Source organism: Bacillus cereus G9842, from assembly GCF_000021305.1.
In the GTDB taxonomy this organism is placed as follows: Bacteria; Bacillota; Bacilli; order Bacillales; family Bacillaceae_G; genus Bacillus_A; species Bacillus_A thuringiensis_S.
In genome coordinates this window covers 3917002-3939721 of record NC_011772.1, presented here as the reverse complement: position 1 = coordinate 3939721, position 22720 = coordinate 3917002, and the positions used below count along the sequence as shown (strand labels likewise).

Below are 22720 nucleotides of genomic sequence, written 5' to 3'. Positions count from 1 at the left end.
TTTTTAAGGTGTGTATATATTTTATCTCTAGAGTGGTAGGAAAGTAGAGGGGGAAAATCATGACAAAGCTGCAACGTATTCAAAAAGTATTGGTAGCTAACCGTGGAGAGATTGCAATTCGTGTGTTTCGAGCTTGTTCGGAACTAGGATTAAAAACAGTTGCAATCTATTCTAAAGAGGATAGTGGTTCTTATCATCGCTATAAAGCCGATGAGTCCTATTTAGTTGGGGAAGGAAAAAAACCAATTGATGCTTATCTAGATATTGAAGGCATTATTGAGATTGCAAAAAGTAATCATGTAGATGCAATCCACCCTGGATATGGTTTCTTGTCAGAAAATATTCAATTCGCGAAACGTTGCGAAGAAGAAGGAATTATCTTTATCGGTCCGAAAAGTAAGCATTTAGATATGTTTGGAGATAAAGTGAAAGCAAGAACACAAGCGCAGCTAGCACAAATTCCAGTTATACCTGGTAGTGATGGTCCAGTAGATTCATTAGAAGAAGTCGAAAAATTTGCTGAAAAGTATGATTACCCGATTATTATTAAAGCGTCCCTTGGTGGTGGCGGTCGTGGTATGCGTATTGTGCGTACTAGTGAGGAATTAGGAGAATCATATAATCGAGCGAAATCAGAAGCGAAAGCAGCCTTTGGTAATGATGAAGTTTACGTCGAAAAATTCGTTGAAAAACCTAAACATATAGAAGTACAAATTTTAGCAGATGAAGAAGGCAATGTTGTTCATTTATACGAGCGTGACTGTTCTGTACAACGTCGTCATCAAAAAGTTGTAGAAATAGCACCGAGTGTATCACTTTCAGATGATCTGCGTCAGCGTATTTGTGATGCTGCTGTGAAGTTAACGAAAAATGTAAACTATTTAAATGCAGGAACAGTAGAATTCCTTGTAAAAGATGATGAGTTTTACTTCATTGAAGTAAATCCACGTGTTCAAGTAGAACATACGATTACAGAAATGATTACAGGAGTAGATATCGTTCAATCACAAATTTTAATAGCTGATGGACATTCATTACATAGCAAAATGGTAGGTGTGCCGAAGCAAGAGGAAGTAGTTGTGCATGGATTTGCAATTCAATCTCGTGTAACAACTGAAGATCCGCTAAATAATTTTATGCCGGATACAGGAAAAATTATGGCGTATCGATCAGGCGGTGGTTTTGGTGTGCGTCTTGATACAGGAAATAGCTTCCAAGGTGCAGTTATTACACCGTACTACGATTCTTTACTTGTAAAAGTTACAACTTGGGCACTTACTTTTGAGCAAGCAGCTGCAAAAATGGAACGTAACTTAAAAGAATTCCGTATTCGTGGTATTAAAACAAATATTCCATTCCTAGAGAATGTAGTAAAACATAAAAACTTTTTATCAGGAGAATATGATACTTCGTTTATTGATGTGTCACCTGAACTATTCTTGTTCCCGAAACGTAAAGACCGCGGAACGAAAATGTTAAATTATATTGGTTCAGTAACAGTAAATGGCTTCCCAGGAGTAGGGAAAAAAGAGAAACCAATTTTTCCAGATGCTCGTATACCGAATGTATTACACTCAGAGCCAATCCAAAATGGCACGAAACAAATTTTGGATGAGCGTGGAGCGGACGGATTAGTAAAGTGGGTACAGGATCAAAAACGTGTACTTTTGACGGATACAACATTCCGTGATGCACATCAGTCATTACTTGCAACTCGTATTCGTACAAAAGATTTACATCAAATTGCAGAGCCAACAGCGAGAATGTTACCGAACCTATTCTCAGCGGAAATGTGGGGCGGTGCAACGTTTGATGTTGCGTATCGTTTCTTAAAAGAAGATCCATGGGAACGATTACTAGATCTTCGTGAAAAAATGCCGAACGTGTTATTCCAAATGTTACTTCGTTCTTCAAACGCAGTTGGATACAAAAACTATCCAGATAATTTAATCCAAAAATTTGTAGAATGTTCTGCTCAAGCTGGCATTGATGTATTCCGTATTTTTGATAGTTTAAACTGGGTAGAAGGCATGAGAGTTGCAATTGATGCTGTACGAGATACTGGTAAAATTGCAGAAGCAACAATGTGCTACACAGGAGATATTCATGATCCATTACGTAGTAAATATGATTTGAATTATTATAAAAACTTAGCAAAAGAGTTGGAAGCATCGGGAGCTCACATTTTAGGTATTAAAGATATGGCTGGCTTACTAAAACCAAACGCAGCATATGATTTAGTTTCAGCATTAAAAGAGACGGTATCGATTCCGATTCACCTGCATACGCACGATACGAGTGGAAATGGTATATTAACGTATACGAAGGCAATTGAAGCAGGTGTTGATATTGTCGATGTAGCAGTGAGTTCTATGGCTGGTCAAACGTCACAACCGAGTGCGAACACATTATTCTATGCACTAGGTGGAAATGAAAGACAACCAGATGTTAATATCGATTCTTTAGAAAAGCTATCTCATTATTGGGAAGATGTACGCAAATACTATGCACCGTTTGAAAGTGGTATGAATGCACCTCACACAGAGGTATATATGCATGAAATGCCAGGTGGACAGTATAGTAATCTTCAACAACAAGCGAAGGCGGTTGGTTTAGGAGATCGCTTTGATGAAGTGAAAGTAATGTACCGTCGTGTGAATGACATGTTTGGAGATATTGTAAAAGTAACACCGTCATCAAAAGTTGTTGGCGATATGGCATTATTTATGGTTCAAAACCACCTGACAGAACAAGATGTTTTAGAGCGTGGACATGCGTTGGACTTCCCGGGATCTGTTGTTGAAATGTTCTCTGGTGATTTAGGTCAACCGTACGGTGGTTTCCCGAAAGAATTGCAAAAGATTATTTTAAAAGGGAAAGAGCCGTTAACAGTAAGACCAGGTGAACTACTAGAGCCAGTAGATTTCGACGCGTTAAAAGAAGAATTATTCCATAAACTTGGACGCGAAGTAACAATTTTTGATGTAGTTGCATATGCATTATATCCAAAAGTATTTATGGACTATGAAAAAGTTGCTGAGCTTTATGGAAATGTATCTGTACTTGATACACCGACGTTCTTCTATGGTATGAGACTAGGTGAAGAAATTGATGTGGAGATTGAACAAGGTAAGACATTGATGGTTAAACTTGTATCAATTGGAGAACCACAGCCGGATGGAAATCGTGTCCTTTACTTGGAATTTAATGGTCAACCACGTGAAATTGTCGTGAAAGACGAGAATGTGAAAGCAACAGTTGCACAACGTGTGAAAGGAAACCGTGAAAATCCAAATCACATTAGTGCAACAATGCCAGGAACGGTAATTAAAGTAGTTGTAAAAGAAGGCGATGAAGTGAAAAAAGGCGATTCTATGGCAATTACAGAGGCAATGAAAATGGAAACGACAGTTCAAGCGCCGTTTAATGGTAAAGTGAAAAAAGTATATGTTAACGATGGTGATGCAATTCAAACGGGTGATTTACTTATTGAATTAGATCACTAAAATAAAGAAAAGAGCTGTGTAAATACAGCTCTTTTCTTTATTGCAAAAAATCCCTTGCCTAATTGGCAAGGGATTTTAGTTTTAAATTATTTTGTTTGTTTAGAAGTTGATCCGGCTTCTTTTGCATTCACTTTAATTCTTGTTCCTAACATAACTAAATAGCATAGTACGGCAAACAAGCAAGAAATGAATAGAGAATGTAACAATGCCATCGCTAAACTAGCGTTTGTAAATACAACTAAAACTCCTACTACAGCTTGAAGTGTAACAAGGATAAATGAAATGATCCATCCCCAATATACTACAGGTTGCTGCTTGTAATGGCGAATAGCGAGAATCATCGCGTATAGTATCCAAGCGAAAATTAACATCGCTGCAACTCTATGGCCCATTTGAACCCATTCATGTAGTTGAGTTGGCATAGGTCTGTTTTTGCTACATAAAGGAAAGTCTGGACAGGCTAAGCTAGCTCGTTCGTGACGTACTAAAGCACCTGTGTAGACGACGATATAACTGTAAATTGTTACACCATAAATATGAAATTTCATTTTTTTGTCCATAATAAGAGAACGTGCATCAAATTTTTGGTCAATTTCAAAGATAAGACACGTTAATAAAATGACAGAAGCAAATGAAATTAAGGAAATACCGAAATGGATAGCAAGTACAGCTGGCATTTGTCCCCAAACAACTGCTGCTGCTCCCATTAATGCTTGTGCAACTAAAAATACGAAGGATAAAATTGCTAACGTTTTTGTTTCACGCACATGTTTATAATATTTCCAGGACAAAATACAAAGGAGAGTGACAAGAATTCCAGCTGATCCTGATGTTAATCGGTGGCTAAGTTCAATAATAGTTTCCATTGATAAATTAGATGGAACAAATTCACCGTTACAAAGTGGCCATGATTTACCACAACCTTGACCAGAACCTGTTTTTGTAACTAAAGCGCCTCCTAATAAAACTATTAATAAATCAAGGCTTGTAATGACTGCTAACCATTTAATAAAGCGTTGCAATCTCTTTCACCATCTTTCTGCTATGAAGTTATTGCGAAATATTTTCATTCCATTATGTATAGAATAAAACGCGCTAGTTCCTATGATATATAAAAAATAATAAAATAGCAAAGAAATGGAGGGGAAAGGAAAGGGGGAGAAAATAGGTGTAAAAACAGGGTTCCTAAGGAAAAATTTAGGTGAAAAATAGGCTGTTTTGAAAAGAAATGGGGAGAATACGTGTTAAATAGGATAAAATAGTTTATTATAGAAGGTAACATCATGTTATGATAAGGACAAGTCAGAATGAAGTTTTTTATATTCGACACAAAAAGTTCATGTTTTCTTCACAAAATGTTCGGGAAATATGATTTAATATATTGGAGTATGGGCGTAGATTAGTAGTAGAATGGGTTAACAATGTTTCTACTGTAATAATATTGCTATATAGAAGCGAATTATTTCATTTGAAATAGGCGCAAAAAGAAAGATGAAAGTTTTAAGAGGGGGTTAGAGTGATGAACCATGCAACAAGTGAGCTGCATGATGAGTCCGCTGTTACAAGTGTACCGGAAACAACTCGGATACAAGATTTAAAAGCACTCGTTAAAATGGGGATTGTAAACTCAAATACACTTACTGTATTTACAGGATTTTGGTTGGCATTACACTTTAATGGATTAAGTGTAATGGACAATCTGGATAAGTTATTCTTTACAATCGTTGGTTCTGGATTAGTTATGGCAGGGGTATGTTGTTTAAACAACTACATTGATCGAGACATCGATCCATTAATGGAAAGAACAAAGACCCGTCCAACGGTTACTGGAAAGTATAAACCAGGATTTGCACTTACATTTGGACTAGTCATATTACTTCTTGGTTTTGTATTTTTATTATTAACAACACCAATGGCAGTCTTAATGGGATTTATTGGTGCTTTCACATATGTTGTTCTATATAGTTTATGGACAAAGAGAAAGTATACACTAAATACTGTTGTAGGTAGTATATCTGGTGCAGTTCCACCTTTAATTGGATGGGCAGCAATCGATCCATCTTTAGGTCATCCAATTGCTTGGATGTTATTTTTAATTATGTTTATTTGGCAAATCCCACATTTCCTTGCATTAGCGATGAAACGTGTTGATGAATATCGAAATGCAGGAATTCCAATGCTTCCTGTAGTTCATGGATTTGAAATTACGAAACGCCAAATTATGATTTGGACAGTATGTTTATTACCACTACCATTTTATATGAGTGGACTAGGGATAACATTTATGGTAATTGCAACACTGCTTAACATCGGATGGATCGTTTTAGGATTTTATGGATTCCGTAAGAAAGATGACATAAAATGGTCCGTGCAAATGTTTGTTTATTCCCTAAATTATTTAACAATCTTATTTGTATCAATGATTGTAGTTACATTCTTCTAAGACAACGACATAATTGGATTTCTTTACGTTGAGATTTACTTTACTTAACTATAAAGTACAATCTAATTCACAAGGAAAGTGGGGGTTGTTTGTATGAAGAAACAGTGGCGACTGCTTTCGTTCGTTTCACTGCTGGCTTTACTGTTAGGGGGATGCGGTAAAGCCTTTCAATCTACTTTAATTCCGCAAGGAGAAGTAGCAAAAATGCAATATGATTTACTTCTACTGGCGAGTGCAATCATGGTAGGAGTAGTACTAGTAGTTACTATTATTTTCTTGTATGTAATTGTGCGTTTCCGACAAAAGAAAGGTCAGGAAGATTATATTCCAGAGCAAGTTGAAGGAAATCACAAGCTAGAAATTATATGGACAGTTATTCCGATTATTCTTTTACTAATCTTAGCTGTTCCAACGGTTACATATACATTCAAACTTGCTGATGTAAGTGCGATGGAGAAAAAGAATATTGATAAAGATACTATCGTTGTTGATGTAACAGCGAATCTTTATTGGTGGGAATTTTCTTATAAATCAGAAAAGATAGTAACTTCGCAAGATTTAGTCATCCCCACAGGTAAGAAAGTGTATTTAAATTTGAAGGGTGCCGATATTAAACACTCATTTTGGGTTCCATCTTTAGCTGGGAAAATGGATACAAATACAGACAATGTGAACAAAATGTGGTTAAAGGCAGATAAATCGGGCACTTATAATGGTTTTTGTACAGAATTTTGCGGCCCATCACATTCTTTAATGCAATTTAAAGTGAAAGCTTTAGATGAAAGCGAGTACAAAAATTGGCTTGCTGATATGAAGAAGATTGATGGGAAGAAAGAAGTAGCTTCAACAAAGGCGCAAGAGGGCCAAGAAATATTTAATAAAAGCTGTATTGGTTGTCACGCAGTTGGATCTAATGATAGTAGACCACCTTCCGCTCGTATCGCACCAAACTTAGCAAACTTTGCGGATCGCGATATGGTTGCCGGTATTGCCGAAAACAATGAAGAAAACTTAAAAAAATGGCTGAAAGATCCTGAAAATATGAAGCCAGGAAACAAAATGACTGGCAAATATGGCAACTTAACGGATGATCAAATTGATGCATTAAATGCATACTTACAAACGTTAAAAGTTGAAAAGTAAAGAGGGATTATTCGCGAAGGGGAGGTTGAAAACGTGAGTTCTGTAGCAAAAAAACAGGGGATGGGTGCTGTCATATGGGATTATTTAACGACAGTAGACCATAAAAAGATTGCCATTCTCTATTTAATTGCAGGTGGATTGTTTTTTGTAATAGGCGGAATAGAAGCTCTATTTATTCGCCTTCAATTAGCGATTCCTAACAACGCTTTTCTTGTTGGGGATGCTTATAATCAAGTATTGACGATGCACGGTACAACAATGATTTTCCTCGCAGCTATGCCACTCGTGTTTGCATTTATGAACGCCGCTGTACCACTTCAAATTGGTGCACGTGATGTAGCGTTCCCGTTTTTGAATTCACTCGGATTTTGGTTATTTTTCTTTGGTGGAGTATTTTTAAATTTAAGTTGGTTTTTAGGTGGAGCACCTGATGCAGGATGGACATCTTATGCATCTTTAGCTTTAGCTTCTAAAGGTCATGGTGTTGATTTCTATGTACTCGGTTTGCAAATCTCAGGTATTGGTACATTAATTGGAGGGATTAACTTCCTTGTCACCATTATTAATATGCGTGCGCCAGGAATGACGTATATGCGTATGCCGATGTTTACATGGACGACATTTGTAACATCTTCGCTTATATTATTCGCTTTTCCACCGTTAACTGTAGGATTAGGACTTTTAATGTTAGATCGTTTATTTGGAACAAGTTTCTTTAATCCAGCATTGGGTGGGAATACAATTATATGGGAGCATTTATTCTGGATTTTCGGTCATCCAGAAGTATACATTCTTATACTCCCAGCTTTCGGAATATTCTCAGAAATCTTCGCGACATTTTCGAAAAAACGATTGTTTGGTTATTCATCGATGGTATTTGCGACTGTATTAATTGGATTTTTAGGATTTATGGTATGGGCGCATCATATGTTTACTGTTGGACTTGGTCCAGTTGCTAATGCTATTTTCTCAGTTGCAACAATGGCGATTGCGGTTCCGACTGGTATCAAAATATTCAACTGGCTCTTTACAATGTGGGGCGGAAGTATTCGTTTTACGACACCAATGATGTGGGCAGTAGCTTTCATTCCATCATTCGTAATGGGTGGAGTTACAGGGGTTATGCTAGCATCTGCACCAGCTGATTATCAATTTCATGATAATTATTTCGTAGTAGCACATTTTCATTATGTAATCGTTGGCGGTGTTGTATTTGGTTTACTTGCAGGAGCTCATTATTATTGGCCACTGATGTTTAATAAAGTATTAAATGAAACATTAGGAAAGATAACGTTTTGGCTATTCTTTATCGGTTTCCATTTAACGTTCTTTATTCAGCATTTCCTTGGCTTGATTGGTATGCCACGCCGTTACTACACATATCTTGAAGGGCAAGGGTTGGAAATGGGGAATATGATTAGTTCTATCGGAGCGGTGTTTATGGCTCTTGGGACGATTGTTCTTCTATTCAATGTAATTAAAACGACAGTATCAAAAGAAAAAGCTGGTCGTGATCCGTGGGATGCACGTACATTAGAATGGACGATGCCAGCACCGACACCAGAATATAACTTTAAACAACTACCATTTGTTCGCGGATTAGATCCGTTTTGGATTGAAAAACGTGAAGGTAATAAAGAGATGACAGCAGCGGAACCAGTTGGTGATATTCATATGCCAAATCCTTCGTTTTCACCATTTGTCATTTCTTTTGGATTATTTATAGCGGCATTTGGTGCAATGTATATGCAGGGTGGAAAAGATAAGTTCTGGTTATTGGTAGCAATTATTGGTTTAATCATTACATTTGGCGCAATGTTCCTACGTTCAGTAATCGATGATCATGGATATCATATTCATAAAGAAGATTTAGATGATAAGGGGGGCAAGGCATAATGCATGTAGATGAAAAATTAACGAATGAAACATTTCCAGCAGAGCCTGAAAAAGCAACCCTTGAAGGGAAAAATAAGTTTGTCGGTTTTTGGTTATTTCTTGGAGGCGAAACAGTATTGTTCGCTTCCTTATTTGGCACATATTTAGCGTTAAAGAATTCTACAAATGGTGGACCAACATCTCAAGAGATGTTCCAAATGCCACTCGTTTTCATTATGACGATGCTTTTATTAACGAGTAGCTTAACGAGTGTATATGCGATGTATCACATGAAAAACTTTAACTTTAAGAAAATGCAACTTTGGTTACTAGTAACTGTATTGCTAGGTTTAGGGTTTTTAGGGTTTGAGATATATGAGTTTTATCATTATACACATGAATTTAAGCATACTATGAGAAGTAGTGCGTTTGGCTCTGCGTTTTATGCTCTTGTTGGTACACATGGACTCCACGTATTGTTTGGGTTATGTTGGATTTTAACATTAATCTTTAGAAATGCGAAGAGAGGTCTAAATTTATACAATGCACCAAAGTTTTATGTTGCATCGATTTATTGGCACTTTATTGACGTAGTTTGGGTGTTTATTTTCACTGTAGTATATTTAATGGGAATGGTGGGATAAACAATGGCGATAAAGCAAACGAATAATCCTAAAGTTGATCTTGTTTATCGGAAGAGAAAAAGTGCGGAGGAAATGAAGCATCAAGTTATTACGTTTGCATTAATGATTTTTTTAACATTAGTTGCATTTGTAGCAGTGGCGTATCCAAAAACTTTTAGTCCGACTTTCTCTGTTCCATTTATTTTACTATTAGCAGTGGTACAAGTAATTTTTCAATTGTATTATTTTATGCATATGAGTCATAAAGGACATGAAGCAGCAAGTTTCTTTCTATACTCTGGTCTGCTAATAGGGTTAATTACAATTTTAGCATTTATGACAATCGTCTGGATTTGAAAAGTGAAAAATAAGGGAGCTTGTGTTGTCACAGCTCCCTCTTCATATTATGGATAACCTTACGAAGGTAGGTGTGAAAATGAGTAACTTGTGGATATTTGGATTTCAGGCTTTATGGAGTCCAATCTTTTTAATATTTATGCTGTCGATTCTTATTGGGTACTTCTTAATTATTGGTCCATATAGAATGCGATTTGAAAATGCGACGAAGGTAAGTAAGAAGCAAATTTTTTATTTTACGACTGGTATTGTTCTTTTGTATTTTGTAAAGGGAGGGCCTATTGATTTAATTGGCCATATTATATTTAGTGCTCATATGTTTGAAATGGCAGTCATGTATATTGCAGTTCCACCGTTACTGTTGCTTGGTATACCGATTTGGTTATATCGTTACATTACTTCTTTTAAGTTCGTTCAAATTATATTAAAGGTATTTGCTAAACCACTTATTGCGTTGTTTGTATTTAACGGCCTGTTTTCTTTTTATCATTTACCAGTTGTTTTTGATACAGTAAAACAAAGTCAAATAGCTCATCCTATTTGTTTAGCTATATTGTTTTTTACAGCAATCATGATGTGGTGGCCGATGTTAAATCCATTACCAGAATATCAAACGTTAAGTGATATAAAGAAACTTGGTTACATGTTTGCTAATGGTATATTATTAACGCCAGCTTGTGCGTTAATAATTTTTGCGACAGCCCCGTTATTTGCAACGTATACGGATCCGGCTGCTTGGATGAAAGCGATGGAACTATGTGTACCAGCGGGCACTTTATCAGATTTAAATATAACGGGACCGGAATTTTTGCACTGGATGCCAGTAGTACAAGACCAGCAAACTGGTGGTATCATAATGAAAATTGTCCAGGAAATAGTGTACGGTACAATTATAGGCTATGTATTCTTTAGATGGGCACGTAGAGAACGTGAAAAGGATAAGGAGCAGTTGCAACAATTGCCGCCGTATTTACAAACTAAGTAAAAAAAGTGTATGGGATTCCATACGCTTTTTTTACTTAGTTTTAGTTTTTCATGAAAGATTGAATTTTCTAATTATTTATGTTAAGTTAGTGTAGGCGTGTACTAAAAGTGGATATAAAATTTACTACTAGCTTTCATGCGTAATAATTCCATATGTGGTGCAAGTTTTTTAGAGAGTTACAAAAATATATTGTTATCTTTAATAAACACGAACTATTTTAAGGGGGAATTTTAATGGGTAGTAGTGGAAGTATGGTAAAGCCGATTAGTGGTTTTTTGACAGCACTAATTCAATATCCAGTACCAGTAGTAGAGTCACGTGCGGACATTGATAAACAAATTCAACAAATCATAAAAACAATTCATTCGACCAAATCAGGTTATCCTGGATTAGAATTAATAGTATTTCCTGAATATAGTACACAAGGGCTCAATACAAAAAAATGGACCACAGAAGAATTTTTATGTACAGTGCCTGGGCCAGAAACCGACTTATTTGCTGAGGCATGTAAAGAATCTAAAGTATATGGTGTTTTTTCGATAATGGAAAAAAATCCTGGTGGTGGAGAGCCATATAATACAGCAGTTATTATTGATCCACAAGGTGAAATGATTTTGAAGTATCGTAAGCTAAATCCTTGGGTACCAGTCGAGCCTTGGAAAGCTGGAGATTTAGGCTTACCTGTTTGTGTTGGACCTGGAGGAAGTAAATTAGCTGTTTGTATTTGTCATGATGGCATGTTCCCTGAAGTAGCTCGTGAAGCGGCCTATAAAGGTGCAAATGTCTTGATTCGTATTTCTGGATATAGCACACAAGTTAGTGAACAATGGATGCTAACCAATCGTTCAAATGCATGGCAGAATTTAATGTATACATTGTCGGTAAACTTAGCGGGTTATGATGGTGTATTTTATTACTTTGGTGAAGGACAAGTATGTAATTTTGATGGGACTACTTTAGTACAGGGGCATCGAAATCCTTGGGAGATTGTTACTGCTGAAGTATATCCAGAACTAGCAGATCAGGCTAGATTAGGATGGGGATTAGAAAATAATATATATAATCTAGGTTCAAGAGGATATGTAGCAACTCCTGGTGGGGTGAAAGAAAACCCATATACGTTTATAAAAGATTTAGCTGAAGGTAAATATAAGGTTCCTTGGGAAGATGAGATTAAAGTAAAAGATGGATCTATTTATGGATATCCAGTAAAAAAAACGATTCATTCTTAGGGAAGGGAAATAAAACAAGCGCATCATATTGATGCGCTTGTTTTTGTTAATCAATAATTTGAAGTTCTTTTAACTCTTTTTCGACATTTTGTAGGAGTTGTTCACTTTTTTGAAGTACATTCGTTGGGAAAGTCTCATCATCGCCATATTCAACGCCGTGAGGATAATAATGTTTTCCTAATAAGGGGGGGAGTAGTTTTACTTCAGCGTGTCTACTGCCGATGTCACCTTCAACAGCAACTCCTTGCACTCGTAAATAATAAATATCCTTTAATATTTCAAATTTATAATCGTATGTAACCCGTTCATAATCCCACTGTCCAGCAAGTACGAAGTGGTTGTTTTCCATGATTTCAGTTAAAAGAGTTAATTCAACGACGGCTCCATTAAATTTCGTATTTGTAAATTGCATATAATACCTCCTTTTTTAATGTTACACCATTATTTTTATAATAGTATGAATAATAAGAAAGTGCAATTCATATTGAGAGAAAAGGGATAATCCAGACTTTTTTCACGAAAATATGATATAGTGAAAAGAGTACGGTACACACAAAAAGAAAGAAAAGGATTTGTGTATATCTCAATTTTATGTTTTGTTCAGGAGGTATATCGTTTGAAGAAATTATTGCGTATCGTAATGATTACATTTTTAATTTTAGCTGTTGATTTATACGGAAAATTACTCGTTTCACAATATATATTAACCCCATCTCAATCAAAGCAAGAAAATAAAATTGTGAAAAAGAAAAAGCAAATTAAGGAAGACTCCTCAGACACTGTTTTAAATATGATTGGTGAAGACTCTGAAAATTTATTGGCGAAGTGGGGAGAACCCTCTCGAATAGAGCCGTCTGCATACGGATATGAATGGTGGGTATACAATCAGGATTTAACTCAGTATGCTCAATTTGGAGTTTCTGAACGTAAAGTTGTAACGGCGTATGCTGCTGGTGAACAAGTTAAGGTTCCACCTTATTATATAAATGAAAAATATGAAGAAGTATATAAAAAAAGTCCGCCTTCGCATGAAATTGCGTTAAAAAGAGGGAAAAATAGTTATCAATTTGAACTATCTGATACCGAAGTCATGGAACAACCGTTAATACCTGTAGAAGATGGATGGGCGCAATTGTATTTTGATCAATTTACACATGAGCTTGTGGGTGTTCGTTATATGGATGATGAAACATTATTACGCCAAAGACCGTATCAGCTCGTTTATTCAGGTGAATTAATAGCAGAACAACCATTGACTCCAGAAAAAATAAAACAAGTAGAAAATGGGAATATGCAACAAATTTTTGATTTAACAAATATCATTCGAAGTCGTCATAAATTATCATTATTAACATGGGATCAGGAAACAGCAGATGTTGCTGTTGGTCACAGTAAAGATATGAAAGACAATAATTATTTTTCTCATGACTCACCTACATTAGGTACGCTAGGAGATCGATTGCAGCGCGGGAAAGTAGGATTTCAACTTGCTGGTGAGAACATAGCGGCGCAACATAGTGATGGAATTGCGGCAGTGCAAGGTTGGTTAAATAGTGAGGGGCATAGAAAGAATTTATTAAATGAACAATTTACAGGATTAGGTGTTGGTGTATACGATAAATTTTATACACAAAACTTTATTCGAAAATAAAGCGAAACTGTAAGCGGTGGGGTGTTACATCACCTAATTAGTTACTTCGTATTCACTGAATTGTAGGTGGGAATCTGACCGTATGCAAATAGCAGAAAAAAAGGTGCATGAATCGTCTGAAAATAGGCGAACCATGTGCCTTTTTTTTCTTACTATATAGTAGATATACATGGAGAGGTGAGGATTATGCCAACAACAAAAGGGCCGTTACATCCATCGGTTCAACAGTTTAAAGAATTTGTAAACCATCACCCTAAAATGGTTCATGAGGTTAGAAATGGTCACAAAACTTGGCAACAATTTTATGAAGAATGGTACTTACTTGGTGAAGAAGATCCAATATGGGCAACTTATAGACCGGATGGAGCGCCTGCGTTTTCTTCGGTAAAAGAAAATAAAAAAGAAAAAGATAATCGAACTGAAGAGGAAAAAACTGCTGATGTGATGGGGCAAATGCTTTCTTTTTTTAAAAAGTTGGACGTGGAACAAATGCAGAACCATTTAGCCAATGTGACGAGTGCTATTGGGAGCGTGCAACAAGTTATTCAGCAATTTCAAGGTAACCGTACGCAGCAAGAACAAAGTACTTCAGAAAATAACCCGTTTTTCTTTCAAAAGGATTAGGGGGGAAAGATGATGAGAGCAGAAATTATGGAGTTTATAAAGGCTGATGAGGATTTATCTCGCTATATTAGAGAGCAACCGTACTGGTATAGAAAATTAACACGAAATCCTGAAGAAAAAGAGGCTTTTGAGTTAGCGGCGATGCAACATTTCAAAAAAACAATACCAGATAAAGTGGAAAAATTTCAAAATCAATTGGCTGTTGCTTCGATCATGATTGATATGTTTCAGTATATGAAGCAACAAAATGCAACCTAATTGCAAGTGAAAAATATGTCCGTCATGCAGAACTTTTGTTACAATAGAGATTGATTATTTAAAAAGGAGTTGCAGCATGACGGAAATTTGTTTAGTACGACATGGACAAACTGATTGGAATTTTCAAGAAATTATTCAGGGGCGAGAAGATATTCCGCTTAATGAAGTTGGTAAGAAGCAAGCGAGTCAAAGTGCAGCTGCTTTACAAGAAGAAACGTGGGATATCATTATAAGTAGCCCGTTAATTAGAGCGCAAGAAACGGCTAATGAAATCGCAAAGGCGGCTGGATTACAATCGATTTTATTAGATGATCGATTTGTTGAACGGAATTTTGGAGAAGCTTCAGGGAAGCCAGTTGCGACTGTTAGAGAGTTGATTGCTGAGGGTAAAGTAGAAGGTATGGAGCAAGATGAAGAGATTGTAGCTCGTTGCTTTGCTGCTTTAGAAGATGTTGCAACAACTCATTTTGGCAAACGTATTATTATTGTTGCTCACTCACACGCGATAAAAGCAATTTTACATGCCATTGAACCAGATGAAATTACATTTAAGACACCATTAAAAAATGCGTGTATTAGTTATGTGAAACAAAATAGTGGGAAATGGGATGTTCTTAAATATAATATAGCGGAACATATTAATGTATAAGTGTGTACGGATATAGTGTGAAAATAGTTTCATTATATCTTTTTTTTGAGTAAGTCACTTCAATTAGTAGTTCTAATCTAAATGTGGTATGATGGATACTCGGAGGTGTCTCTCATGATTGTAGCGACGCTAGAAAGCGTATTAATATTAGATAAGGCAGAGCAGCTTGCAAAAGCGATTATCTGTTCAGATATAGCAGAAGATTATCGTAAGTATTATAGAGAATTACATGAAGATATAGAACTTCAGACGTTAATTCAGCAATTTACAGCGATGAAAGAACGGTATGAGGAAGTACAGCGTTTTGGAAAATACCATCCTGACTACACTACCGTATCAATGAAAATGAGAGAATTAAAGCGTTCTGTGGACTTACATGATAAGGTTGCAGCTTTTAAAAGAGCAGAAACTGCTTTGCAGAAGTTATTAGATGAAGTTAGTGTAGCAATCGGTTCGGAAGTGTCTTCTTCCATTAAAGTACCAACAGGAAATCCATTCTTTGATGCTGGTGGCTGTGGTGGAGGTTGTGGTACTGGCGGAGGTTGTGGTTGTAAAAAAACGGGGTGATGTACCCCGTTTTTTAGAAGTTGGAAGAAAACGTATACAGAGTTTGTCCTGTAATGTTATAAATTTCTGATTGGTTTTCATAGAATATAAAATATATGTTTTTAAAAGGAGAAGATGGAGAAGATTATGTTCGGGCAACGACAAAGTATGATTGTTTATTTACATTCATTGAAACATGCCAAGATTTTAAGGAAATATGGTAACATACATTACATATCAAAACGATTAAAATATGCTGTAGTATATTGTGACATGGAACAAATTGAGCATATGATGCATAAGTTGAACAAACTTCCTTTTGTGAAAAAGATAGAACAGTCGTATCGCCCGTATTTAAAAACGGAATTTGAAAATTCCCGTCCTGATCGAGCAAAAGAATACGATTATAGCTAATAGAAAAAATCCCCTGCTAAGTTTAGCGGGGGATTTTTTAATTGAAATAAAGTGTTATTTCATCGGAGGAATGAAATTGTTCATTCGTAAAATGCCAATTAAATGATTAAAAAATAGTTCTTTTTCTGGGAAAGTTGTAGATGGCTTTACAGTAAAAGTAGCCACTTTTTTTCCGAGTTGCTCTGCCGTTTCTTCAAATAAAATGACACGTTTACTTTTTTTATTTTCAAATACAGGAATGCCTTCACGACATATGTATAATGGTTGGAAATCACCAGTAGTAGTTGGTTTTAATATTACAACAAGCGAACACACTTTTTTATCGTTTTTTATCGTTTCAAATTGTAACATATGTGCTATACGTTCTTGATTTGTTTTGGCAATTTCAAGTAATTCATATAAATCAGAGTAGCCTTCTCCGAGTTCTATAAAGCGTTGAATCATATTTTTTCCTCCTCTTTCTTTTACTGTACCATTTCACTTTTTAAATGAAAAGCACACAAAGAAAAAAACCCTGCATAGCAGGGCCCTTCTTATACTAGCATGTACTAGTAAGAAGGAAAAGGGAGAGGAGAAACCGGAGGAAGAACTTATGGGGAAACGTAAGTCTTCTCCGCGGTTGGCAACAACATCGAAGGTGATGTTGTTATAATTATTTATGTCCAATCTAAATGAAGATATACATAATGAAATTAAATTTTATGTTGGGCTTTTTATTTTTCTTTTTTTTATTTTGTGATAGGATAAAAAAGATAAAGTGGAACTAATATACATATTGGATTCATATTAGTGAATGATGAGATGAATACATAAAAATAATGAGCGGTTATTTGATGGTGAGTTTTCCGATATTTAGGTGAATGTAATTTGTTAACGGTTACCGAAGTGGGAATGGCTTTGTATAATCGCTCGATAGATTGAAATAAAGGTAGTGACAACAGATGAGAGTAGTTTCAGGAAAATGTAAAGGACACCCACTTAAAGCGGTTCCTGGTAATACAACACGTCCAACGACAGATAAAGTAAAAGAATCTATTTTTAATATGATAGGTCCTTATTTTGATGGTGGTATTGCCCTTGATTTATTTGGTGGTAGTGGTGGTCTTGGAATTGAGGCTTTGAGCAGAGGGATCGATAAAGCGATTTTTGTTGATAGGGATAGTAAAGCGATAAAAGTAATTCATCAAAATTTAGAAAGTTGTAGAATACAGGAACAAGCTGAAGTATATCGAAATGATGCGGAACGTGCAGTAAAGGCGCTAATAAAACGTGAAATGTCATTCGATCTTATATTAATAGATCCTCCATATAAAGAGCAAAAAATTGTATCTTTAATTAGTGTAATGGATCAACATGGATTGCTGCATAGTGATGGATTAATTATGGCAGAGCATGGTAATGATGTGGTTTTACCTAATTCAATAGGCAGGCTTGTGAAAGTACGAGCTGAGAATTATGGGATTACTGCAATATCGATTTATAAGTATGAAGGTGAGGGGACAGAATGACAAGTATAGCTATTTCTTCAGGAAGTTTTGATCCAATTACCCTTGGGCATCTGGATATTATTAAAAGGGGAGCAAAAGTATTTGATGAGGTGTACGTAGTCGTTTTAAACAATTCATCAAAAAAACCATTCTTTTCAGTTGAAGAGCGATTAGAACTAATTCGAGAAGCGACAAAGGATATCCCGAATGTAAAAGTAGATTCGCATAGTGGGCTGTTAGTAGAGTATGCAAAAATGCGTAATGCAAATGCAATATTACGTGGTTTACGAGCAGTTTCTGATTTTGAATATGAGATGCAAATTACTTCTATGAATCGAAAATTAGATGAAAATATTGAAACATTTTTTATTATGACAAACAACCAATATTCATTTTTAAGCTCGAGTATTGTGAAAGAAGTTGCGAGGTATGGAGGAAGTGTAGTAGATCTTGTACCTCCTATTGTGGAGCGTGCTTTAAAAGAAAAGTTTCAAACCCCGTTAAAGTGAACGGGGTTTTTCTTTATACGTGCGCAAAAATAATAAAATAATATATAAGTATAGACAAAATAATGTAAAAATTGGTCCGTAATGTATAAAAGATGTCCAAATTTCATGTAGTATAGAAGGATGCTTGGATAAAAATACAGGAATATCTTTTGGTATAGGTGAGAAAGAACTCACTTTCTCATAAAATGGTGTCCAAAATACAAATGTAAAAATAGGGGCAAGAATACTTTGAATAATTCGTGCGAAAAAATAGGGTTTAAATCGGATATCTGTTTCAGCTAATATGCTAGCAACTTGTGCCTGAATAGAAAGACCGCTAAATGCTAAAATGAAGCTTGTTACCATAGCTTGTTGTAAGAGCGGTGTTTCATTTATTTGACTAATCATTTGGCTTCCGAGTGTCATTTCGAAAATACCTGATAATATAGGTATACTAAAATCCGTACTTAGTTGGAAGAATGATAAAATATGTTGCATAATAAAAGAAAGAGCTGCTGTAATGTGGAATACAGTAATCATTTTATTTAACACAGAGAATAAAATAATAAATCCGCCAATCATAAGTAATGTTTGAATAGAAGAAACGATAGCATCCCCAAGTAATTTACCGATTGGCCTTTTTTCTTGTAAGCGCGTCTCGTGAAGAATTAAAAAAGGGTTTTGAAAGCGGCGTTTTTTTGTAGTGTGTGTATTATTTTTGTAAGCGGTATTATGTCCGTAAAAACGCATAATTAATCCGACGGCAAAGTTACTGAAATAATGGGCAGCCGCTAATATAATTCCTAATTTCGGATTATTAAAAAAACCGATAGACACAGCACCGAAAATAAAAAGTGGATTAGAAGAATTTGTGAAAGAAACGAGGCGCTCCGCTTCAATCTGAGTTAAAAGATTGCTTTTTCGTAGTCTAGCGCTTAATTTGGCGCCTGCAGGGAAACCAGAAGCCATTCCCATGGCCCAAACAAATCCACCTATCCCTGGAACGCGAAAAAGTGGGCGCATGAGTGGTTCTAATATAACGCCAATAAATTTTACAACACCGATACTAATTAGAAGTTCTGCAATGATGAAAAACGGTAGTAGTGAAGGGAATACAACTTCCCACCATATATTTAACCCGCGAATAGAAGCTTGCAAAGCGGCTTGGGGGTGGAGTACAAGAGAAAAGGTTAAAAATAGCGTTGATATGGTAAGGAAAGCGGTTTTCCATTTTTCATACATGTAAGTAAATCCCCCTTTGTCCCAAAAAACGTTCATTTCAGTATACGTGGATACGTAGTGAATTTAGACCATAAGTATGAAAAAGGAATGAAAAAAATTAAAGGGTGAGAAAAATGAAAGAACCAAAGATTGGTTTAGCGCTTGGGTCTGGAGGAGCGAAAGGGTTTGCTCATATTGGTGTAATAAAGGTTTTAAGGGAAGCGGATATCCCTATTCATATGATTGCAGGAAGTAGTATGGGGGCGCTAATAGGTACGTTTTATGCGGCAAGTAGTAACGTTGAAAGATTGTATAAATTGGCATCTGTTTTTAAGCGGAAGTATTATTTAGATTTCACGGTACCAAAAATGGGATTTATTGCTGGAAAACGTGTCAAAGATATGATTAAAATGTTTACATATAATAAAAATTTAGAAGAGTTAGATATCCCGACGGCTGTTGTGGCTACTGACATACTGAAGGGGGAAAAAGTGGTTTTTACAAGTGGGCCAGTTGCAGATGCGGTGAGGGCTAGCATATCTGTTCCTGGAGTGTTTGTACCAGAAAAAATAGATGGACGATTATTAGTGGATGGTGGAGTTATTGATCGTATCCCAGTATCGGTTGTGAAAGAGTTAGGGGCCGATATTGTTATCGCTGTTGATGTATCTCCAATTAAGGTGAATGGAGATGTTACGTCCATTTATGACGTAATCATGCAAAGTATTGAAATTATGCAGCATGAGCTTGTAATGAATCGGCAAATTGCATCGGATTTAATGATGCGACCAGCTGTAGAGCAATTTAGTTCACGTGCTTTTACGAACATTGAAGACATTATTCGAGTTGGAGAAGTAGAAGCGGAAAAACATGTTTCAAATATTTATTTATTAATTGAGCAGTGGAAGGAGAAACATAATGTTTAAGCGTTTTCGGTTTATATATGCAATCTTAATAGGGGTTATATTGGCGATGTTACTTGTTTACGTACGTTTACCGTATTATGTAACAAAACCAGGAATGGCTGCCAAATTAGAGCCTTACGTTCAAGTTGAGGGTGGAACGAAAGAATCTGGTGATTTTATGCTTGTTACGGTTTCAATGGGGCCAGCAAATGTGGTGAATTTAATAGCGGCACAGTTTAATAAATATACACATATTTCGAAAGCGGAAGAAATATTGCAAAAAGGTGAGAGTGATGAAGAATATCAATTTCGCCAAAATTATGCGATGAAAGATTCACAAAATGCCGCAATTTATAATGCATATAAACGTGCAAATCGCTCTGTTTCTTTTGAAAATAAAGGTGTATTAGTTGCTGGTGTGGCAAAAGGAATGCCGTCAGAAGGAAAGCTTAAGCTTGGTGATGTTATTATAGCTGTTGACGGAAAAACATTTGAAAAGACGGAGCAATTTATTGAATATATGACTGGGAAAAAAGAAAGCGATGCTGTAAGTATTGAGTACATGAGAAATGGAAAACAATTGAAAGAAAATTTAAATGTAAAGACGATTCCTAATGGAAATGGACGTGTCGGTATAGGTGTTTCTATCGTTACGGAAAGAGAATTAGTGGTCGATCCGAAAGTGAAAATTAATTCTCATGAAATTGGTGGACCATCCGCAGGTTTAATGTTTACATTAGAAATATATAATCAACTTGTGGAAGAAGACTTAACAAAAGGACATGAGATAGCTGGAACAGGTACAATTAATGAAAAAGGAGAAGTGGGCCCAATTGGTGGTATAAATCAAAAAGTGGTGGCTGCTAGCGATGCCGGGGCTGAAGTGTTCTTTGCGCCAAATGAAAAAGGTGCGGAGAAATCGAACTATAAAGATGCACTTGAGACTGCAAAGGATATTAAAACAAAAATGAAAATTATACCAGTGGATACGCTGGATGATGCGTTAACATATTTAGAAAAGATGGATAAGGAAAAAACCTCTCTGAAAATGAAGTGAACCCGAATAGTGGTACATGAAAAAAACACCTCCTGAATTCGCATACTAAGTATGCAAATTCATTGGAGGTGTTTTTCGTTTGAAGACAAGAGTTCATTACCCAGAAGAAGTAAAGTGGAAAGTGATTGAAATGAAAAAGGATGGATATTCCAATCGGACAATTATGGAGAAGCTTGGAATTAAAAATGTTTCCCAAATTAAGACGTGGATGAAGTGGTATCGTACCGATCAAACGTACCGTTTTCAACAACCTGTAGGAAAACAATATTCTTATGGAAAAGGACCAAAAGAGCTCAGTGAATTAGAACAGCTACGTTTAGAAAATAAACATCTAAAAACAAAATTACTTGTATGGGGAAAGTATCTGGAAATCGAAAGGGGCTGAAACCAGAAACTGTAGTTACTTTATGGAGAAATGTACAAACAAAAATAACGGTAAAAGACTTGTGTAACGTATTAGAATTACCCCGTTCTACATTTTATCGTTGGTTACAACGAACGGAAGATCTGAAAGATGATATAGAAGAAAAAGTAAAGGACGTCTGTCTTAGGCATAAATTCCGGTATGGATATCGAAGAGTGACCGCTACTCTTCGAAAAATGGGACTGTGTGTCAATCATAAAAAAGTATTACGAATCATGAGACAAAATCATATTCTTTCCAAAGTGCGTCGAAAGAAAAAGAAATATATCAATGGTGCGGAACCAATGGTAGCTCCTCATCGATTGGAGCGCCAATTCGATGCATCCAAACCAAATGAAAAGTGGTTTACGGATGTGACGTATCTCTTATTTGGAGAGCGTACCTTGTATGTATCAACGATCATGGATGCCTTTAATCGTGAAATTATTAGTTGTGTCATCAGCGAATCACAAACACTGACATTAGCGATGAAAACATTGAAACAAGCAATGAGAGGGCGAAAAGTAAAAGATGTCCTTCTTCACTCGGATCAAGGAAGTATTTATACAGCAAAAGAATTTCAAGCGTATGCCAAAGAAAACGGCATGATCACCAGCATGTCCCGGAGAGGAAATTGCCATGATAATGCCGTCATGGAAAGCTTCTTTGGTCATTTAAAAAGTGAAGCTTTCTATTCACAAAAGATAACAAAAGTATCCAACACAACTGTGCGAAAGATTGTGCTAGAATACATTCATTACTACAATTGTGTGCGAATTCAAGAAAAATTAAACCACCTATCCCCTAAAGAATTTAGGGAACAAGTGGTTTAGGTGTTTTGATTGGTGTCCCG

Annotated in this window: 23 protein-coding genes; 19 read left to right on the top strand and 4 right to left on the bottom strand. The window is 36.0% G+C overall.

Annotated features, from left to right (window positions below; all coding sequences use genetic code 11):
• Positions 1 to 59 precede the first annotated feature (59 nt).
• A complete protein-coding gene (gene pyc / locus BCG9842_RS19645) occupies positions 60 to 3506 on the top strand; it encodes a pyruvate carboxylase (RefSeq protein ID WP_000164058.1) in 3447 nt (1148 codons plus the stop codon).
• Positions 3507 to 3592: 86 nt separating this feature from the next.
• On the opposite strand, the gene ctaA is transcribed toward pyc, so the two are convergent.
• On the bottom strand, positions 3593 to 4528 hold the full coding sequence (gene ctaA / locus BCG9842_RS19640; RefSeq protein WP_001188741.1) for a heme A synthase: 936 nt from the start codon (positions 4526 to 4528) through the stop codon (positions 3593 to 3595).
• Positions 4529 to 5025: 497 nt separating this feature from the next.
• Between ctaA and ctaB the strand changes: the two genes are divergently transcribed.
• The 7 genes from ctaB to BCG9842_RS19605 all read left to right on the top strand — a co-directional run bounded on the left by ctaB (position 5026) and on the right by BCG9842_RS19605 (position 12164).
• Positions 5026 to 5949 (top strand): protoheme IX farnesyltransferase, encoded by a 924-nt coding sequence (ctaB, locus tag BCG9842_RS19635; RefSeq protein WP_001015054.1) that lies wholly within the window; start codon positions 5026 to 5028, stop codon positions 5947 to 5949.
• 93 nt (positions 5950 to 6042) lie between these two features.
• A complete protein-coding gene (gene coxB / locus BCG9842_RS19630; protein WP_000745273.1) occupies positions 6043 to 7092 on the top strand; it encodes a cytochrome c oxidase subunit II in 1050 nt (349 codons plus the stop codon).
• A gap of 60 nt (positions 7093 to 7152) precedes the next feature.
• Positions 7153 to 8988: a cytochrome c oxidase subunit I gene (ctaD, locus tag BCG9842_RS19625; protein ID WP_153577875.1), complete on the top strand. Its 1836-nt coding sequence runs from the start codon at positions 7153 to 7155 to the stop codon at positions 8986 to 8988.
• Positions 8988 to 9611, top strand: a complete 624-nt coding sequence (gene ctaE / locus BCG9842_RS19620) for a cytochrome c oxidase subunit III (RefSeq protein WP_000557861.1) — start codon at positions 8988 to 8990, stop codon at positions 9609 to 9611. The genes ctaD and ctaE overlap by 1 nt, the downstream gene beginning before the upstream one ends.
• 3 nt (positions 9612 to 9614) lie before the next feature.
• Positions 9615 to 9947, top strand: a complete 333-nt coding sequence (gene ctaF / locus BCG9842_RS19615) for a cytochrome c oxidase subunit IVB (RefSeq protein WP_000985703.1) — start codon at positions 9615 to 9617, stop codon at positions 9945 to 9947.
• Between the two features lie 79 nt (positions 9948 to 10026).
• Positions 10027 to 10932, top strand: a complete 906-nt coding sequence (gene ctaG / locus BCG9842_RS19610; protein ID WP_041488175.1) for a cytochrome c oxidase assembly factor CtaG — start codon at positions 10027 to 10029, stop codon at positions 10930 to 10932.
• A 233-nt stretch (positions 10933 to 11165) separates the two neighbouring features.
• Positions 11166 to 12164 (top strand): formamidase, encoded by a 999-nt coding sequence (locus BCG9842_RS19605; protein WP_000535809.1) that lies wholly within the window; start codon positions 11166 to 11168, stop codon positions 12162 to 12164.
• Between the two features lie 46 nt (positions 12165 to 12210).
• Here BCG9842_RS19605 and BCG9842_RS19600 read toward each other — a convergent pair whose 3' ends face one another.
• Complete coding sequence (locus BCG9842_RS19600) at positions 12211 to 12576, bottom strand: YugN family protein (RefSeq protein WP_001160945.1); 366 nt, start codon at positions 12574 to 12576, stop codon at positions 12211 to 12213.
• A gap of 204 nt (positions 12577 to 12780) precedes the next feature.
• On the opposite strand from BCG9842_RS19600, the gene BCG9842_RS19595 reads away from it, so the two are divergent.
• From BCG9842_RS19595 to BCG9842_RS19570, 6 genes are all read left to right on the top strand, one after another.
• A complete protein-coding gene (locus BCG9842_RS19595; RefSeq protein ID WP_000735371.1) occupies positions 12781 to 13815 on the top strand; it encodes a CAP domain-containing protein in 1035 nt (344 codons plus the stop codon).
• 186 nt (positions 13816 to 14001) lie between these two features.
• Positions 14002 to 14439, top strand: a complete 438-nt coding sequence (locus BCG9842_RS19590; protein ID WP_001143333.1) for a YlbD family protein — start codon at positions 14002 to 14004, stop codon at positions 14437 to 14439.
• Between the two features lie 12 nt (positions 14440 to 14451).
• Positions 14452 to 14697 (top strand): YlbE-like family protein, encoded by a 246-nt coding sequence (locus BCG9842_RS19585; protein WP_001200990.1) that lies wholly within the window; start codon positions 14452 to 14454, stop codon positions 14695 to 14697.
• Positions 14698 to 14773: 76 nt separating this feature from the next.
• Positions 14774 to 15346 (top strand): histidine phosphatase family protein, encoded by a 573-nt coding sequence (locus BCG9842_RS19580; protein ID WP_000134944.1) that lies wholly within the window; start codon positions 14774 to 14776, stop codon positions 15344 to 15346.
• A gap of 114 nt (positions 15347 to 15460) precedes the next feature.
• Entirely contained in the window at positions 15461 to 15913 is a 453-nt protein-coding gene (locus BCG9842_RS19575; RefSeq protein ID WP_000634361.1) for a YlbF family regulator, read from the top strand.
• Between the two features lie 126 nt (positions 15914 to 16039).
• Positions 16040 to 16306, top strand: a complete 267-nt coding sequence (locus BCG9842_RS19570; RefSeq protein WP_002082261.1) for a YlbG family protein — start codon at positions 16040 to 16042, stop codon at positions 16304 to 16306.
• Positions 16307 to 16360: 54 nt separating this feature from the next.
• On the opposite strand, the gene BCG9842_RS19565 is transcribed toward BCG9842_RS19570, so the two are convergent.
• The gene (locus BCG9842_RS19565; RefSeq protein WP_000616017.1) at positions 16361 to 16750 is read right to left on the bottom strand and encodes a DUF7147 family protein; all 390 of its coding nucleotides are present in this window, start codon (positions 16748 to 16750) and stop codon (positions 16361 to 16363) included.
• A gap of 497 nt (positions 16751 to 17247) precedes the next feature.
• Here BCG9842_RS19565 and rsmD point away from each other — a divergent pair, with 497 nt between their 5' ends.
• The gene (rsmD, locus tag BCG9842_RS19560; RefSeq protein WP_001266977.1) at positions 17248 to 17814 is read left to right on the top strand and encodes a 16S rRNA (guanine(966)-N(2))-methyltransferase RsmD; all 567 of its coding nucleotides are present in this window, start codon (positions 17248 to 17250) and stop codon (positions 17812 to 17814) included.
• Positions 17811 to 18302 carry a pantetheine-phosphate adenylyltransferase gene (gene coaD / locus BCG9842_RS19555; protein WP_000200601.1) on the top strand — a complete coding sequence of 164 codons (492 nt, stop codon included), beginning with the start codon at positions 17811 to 17813 and terminating at the stop codon, positions 18300 to 18302. Before rsmD ends, coaD begins: the two co-directional genes overlap by 4 nt.
• On the opposite strand, the gene ylbJ is transcribed toward coaD, so the two are convergent.
• Complete coding sequence (gene ylbJ / locus BCG9842_RS19550) at positions 18294 to 19523, bottom strand: sporulation integral membrane protein YlbJ (protein ID WP_000273087.1); 1230 nt, start codon at positions 19521 to 19523, stop codon at positions 18294 to 18296. The two genes, coaD and ylbJ, sit on opposite strands and share 9 nt — an antisense overlap.
• A gap of 113 nt (positions 19524 to 19636) precedes the next feature.
• Here ylbJ and BCG9842_RS19545 point away from each other — a divergent pair, with 113 nt between their 5' ends.
• The 3 genes from BCG9842_RS19545 (at position 19637) to BCG9842_RS19530 (ending at position 22700) form a co-directional block, all read left to right on the top strand.
• Entirely contained in the window at positions 19637 to 20428 is a 792-nt protein-coding gene (locus tag BCG9842_RS19545) for a patatin-like phospholipase family protein (protein WP_000662584.1), read from the top strand.
• Positions 20421 to 21464 (top strand): SepM family pheromone-processing serine protease, encoded by a 1044-nt coding sequence (locus BCG9842_RS19540; RefSeq protein WP_000476297.1) that lies wholly within the window; start codon positions 20421 to 20423, stop codon positions 21462 to 21464. Before BCG9842_RS19545 ends, BCG9842_RS19540 begins: the two co-directional genes overlap by 8 nt.
• A 79-nt stretch (positions 21465 to 21543) precedes the next feature.
• Positions 21544 to 22700 (top strand): IS3-like element ISBt2 family transposase gene (locus tag BCG9842_RS19530; RefSeq protein ID WP_085960238.1). Its coding sequence is split into 2 segments (ribosomal slippage): positions 21544 to 21796 and positions 21796 to 22700, totalling 1158 coding nucleotides; the frame shifts between segments, so codons are not numbered across the junction.
• Positions 22701 to 22720: the final 20 nt, after the last annotated feature.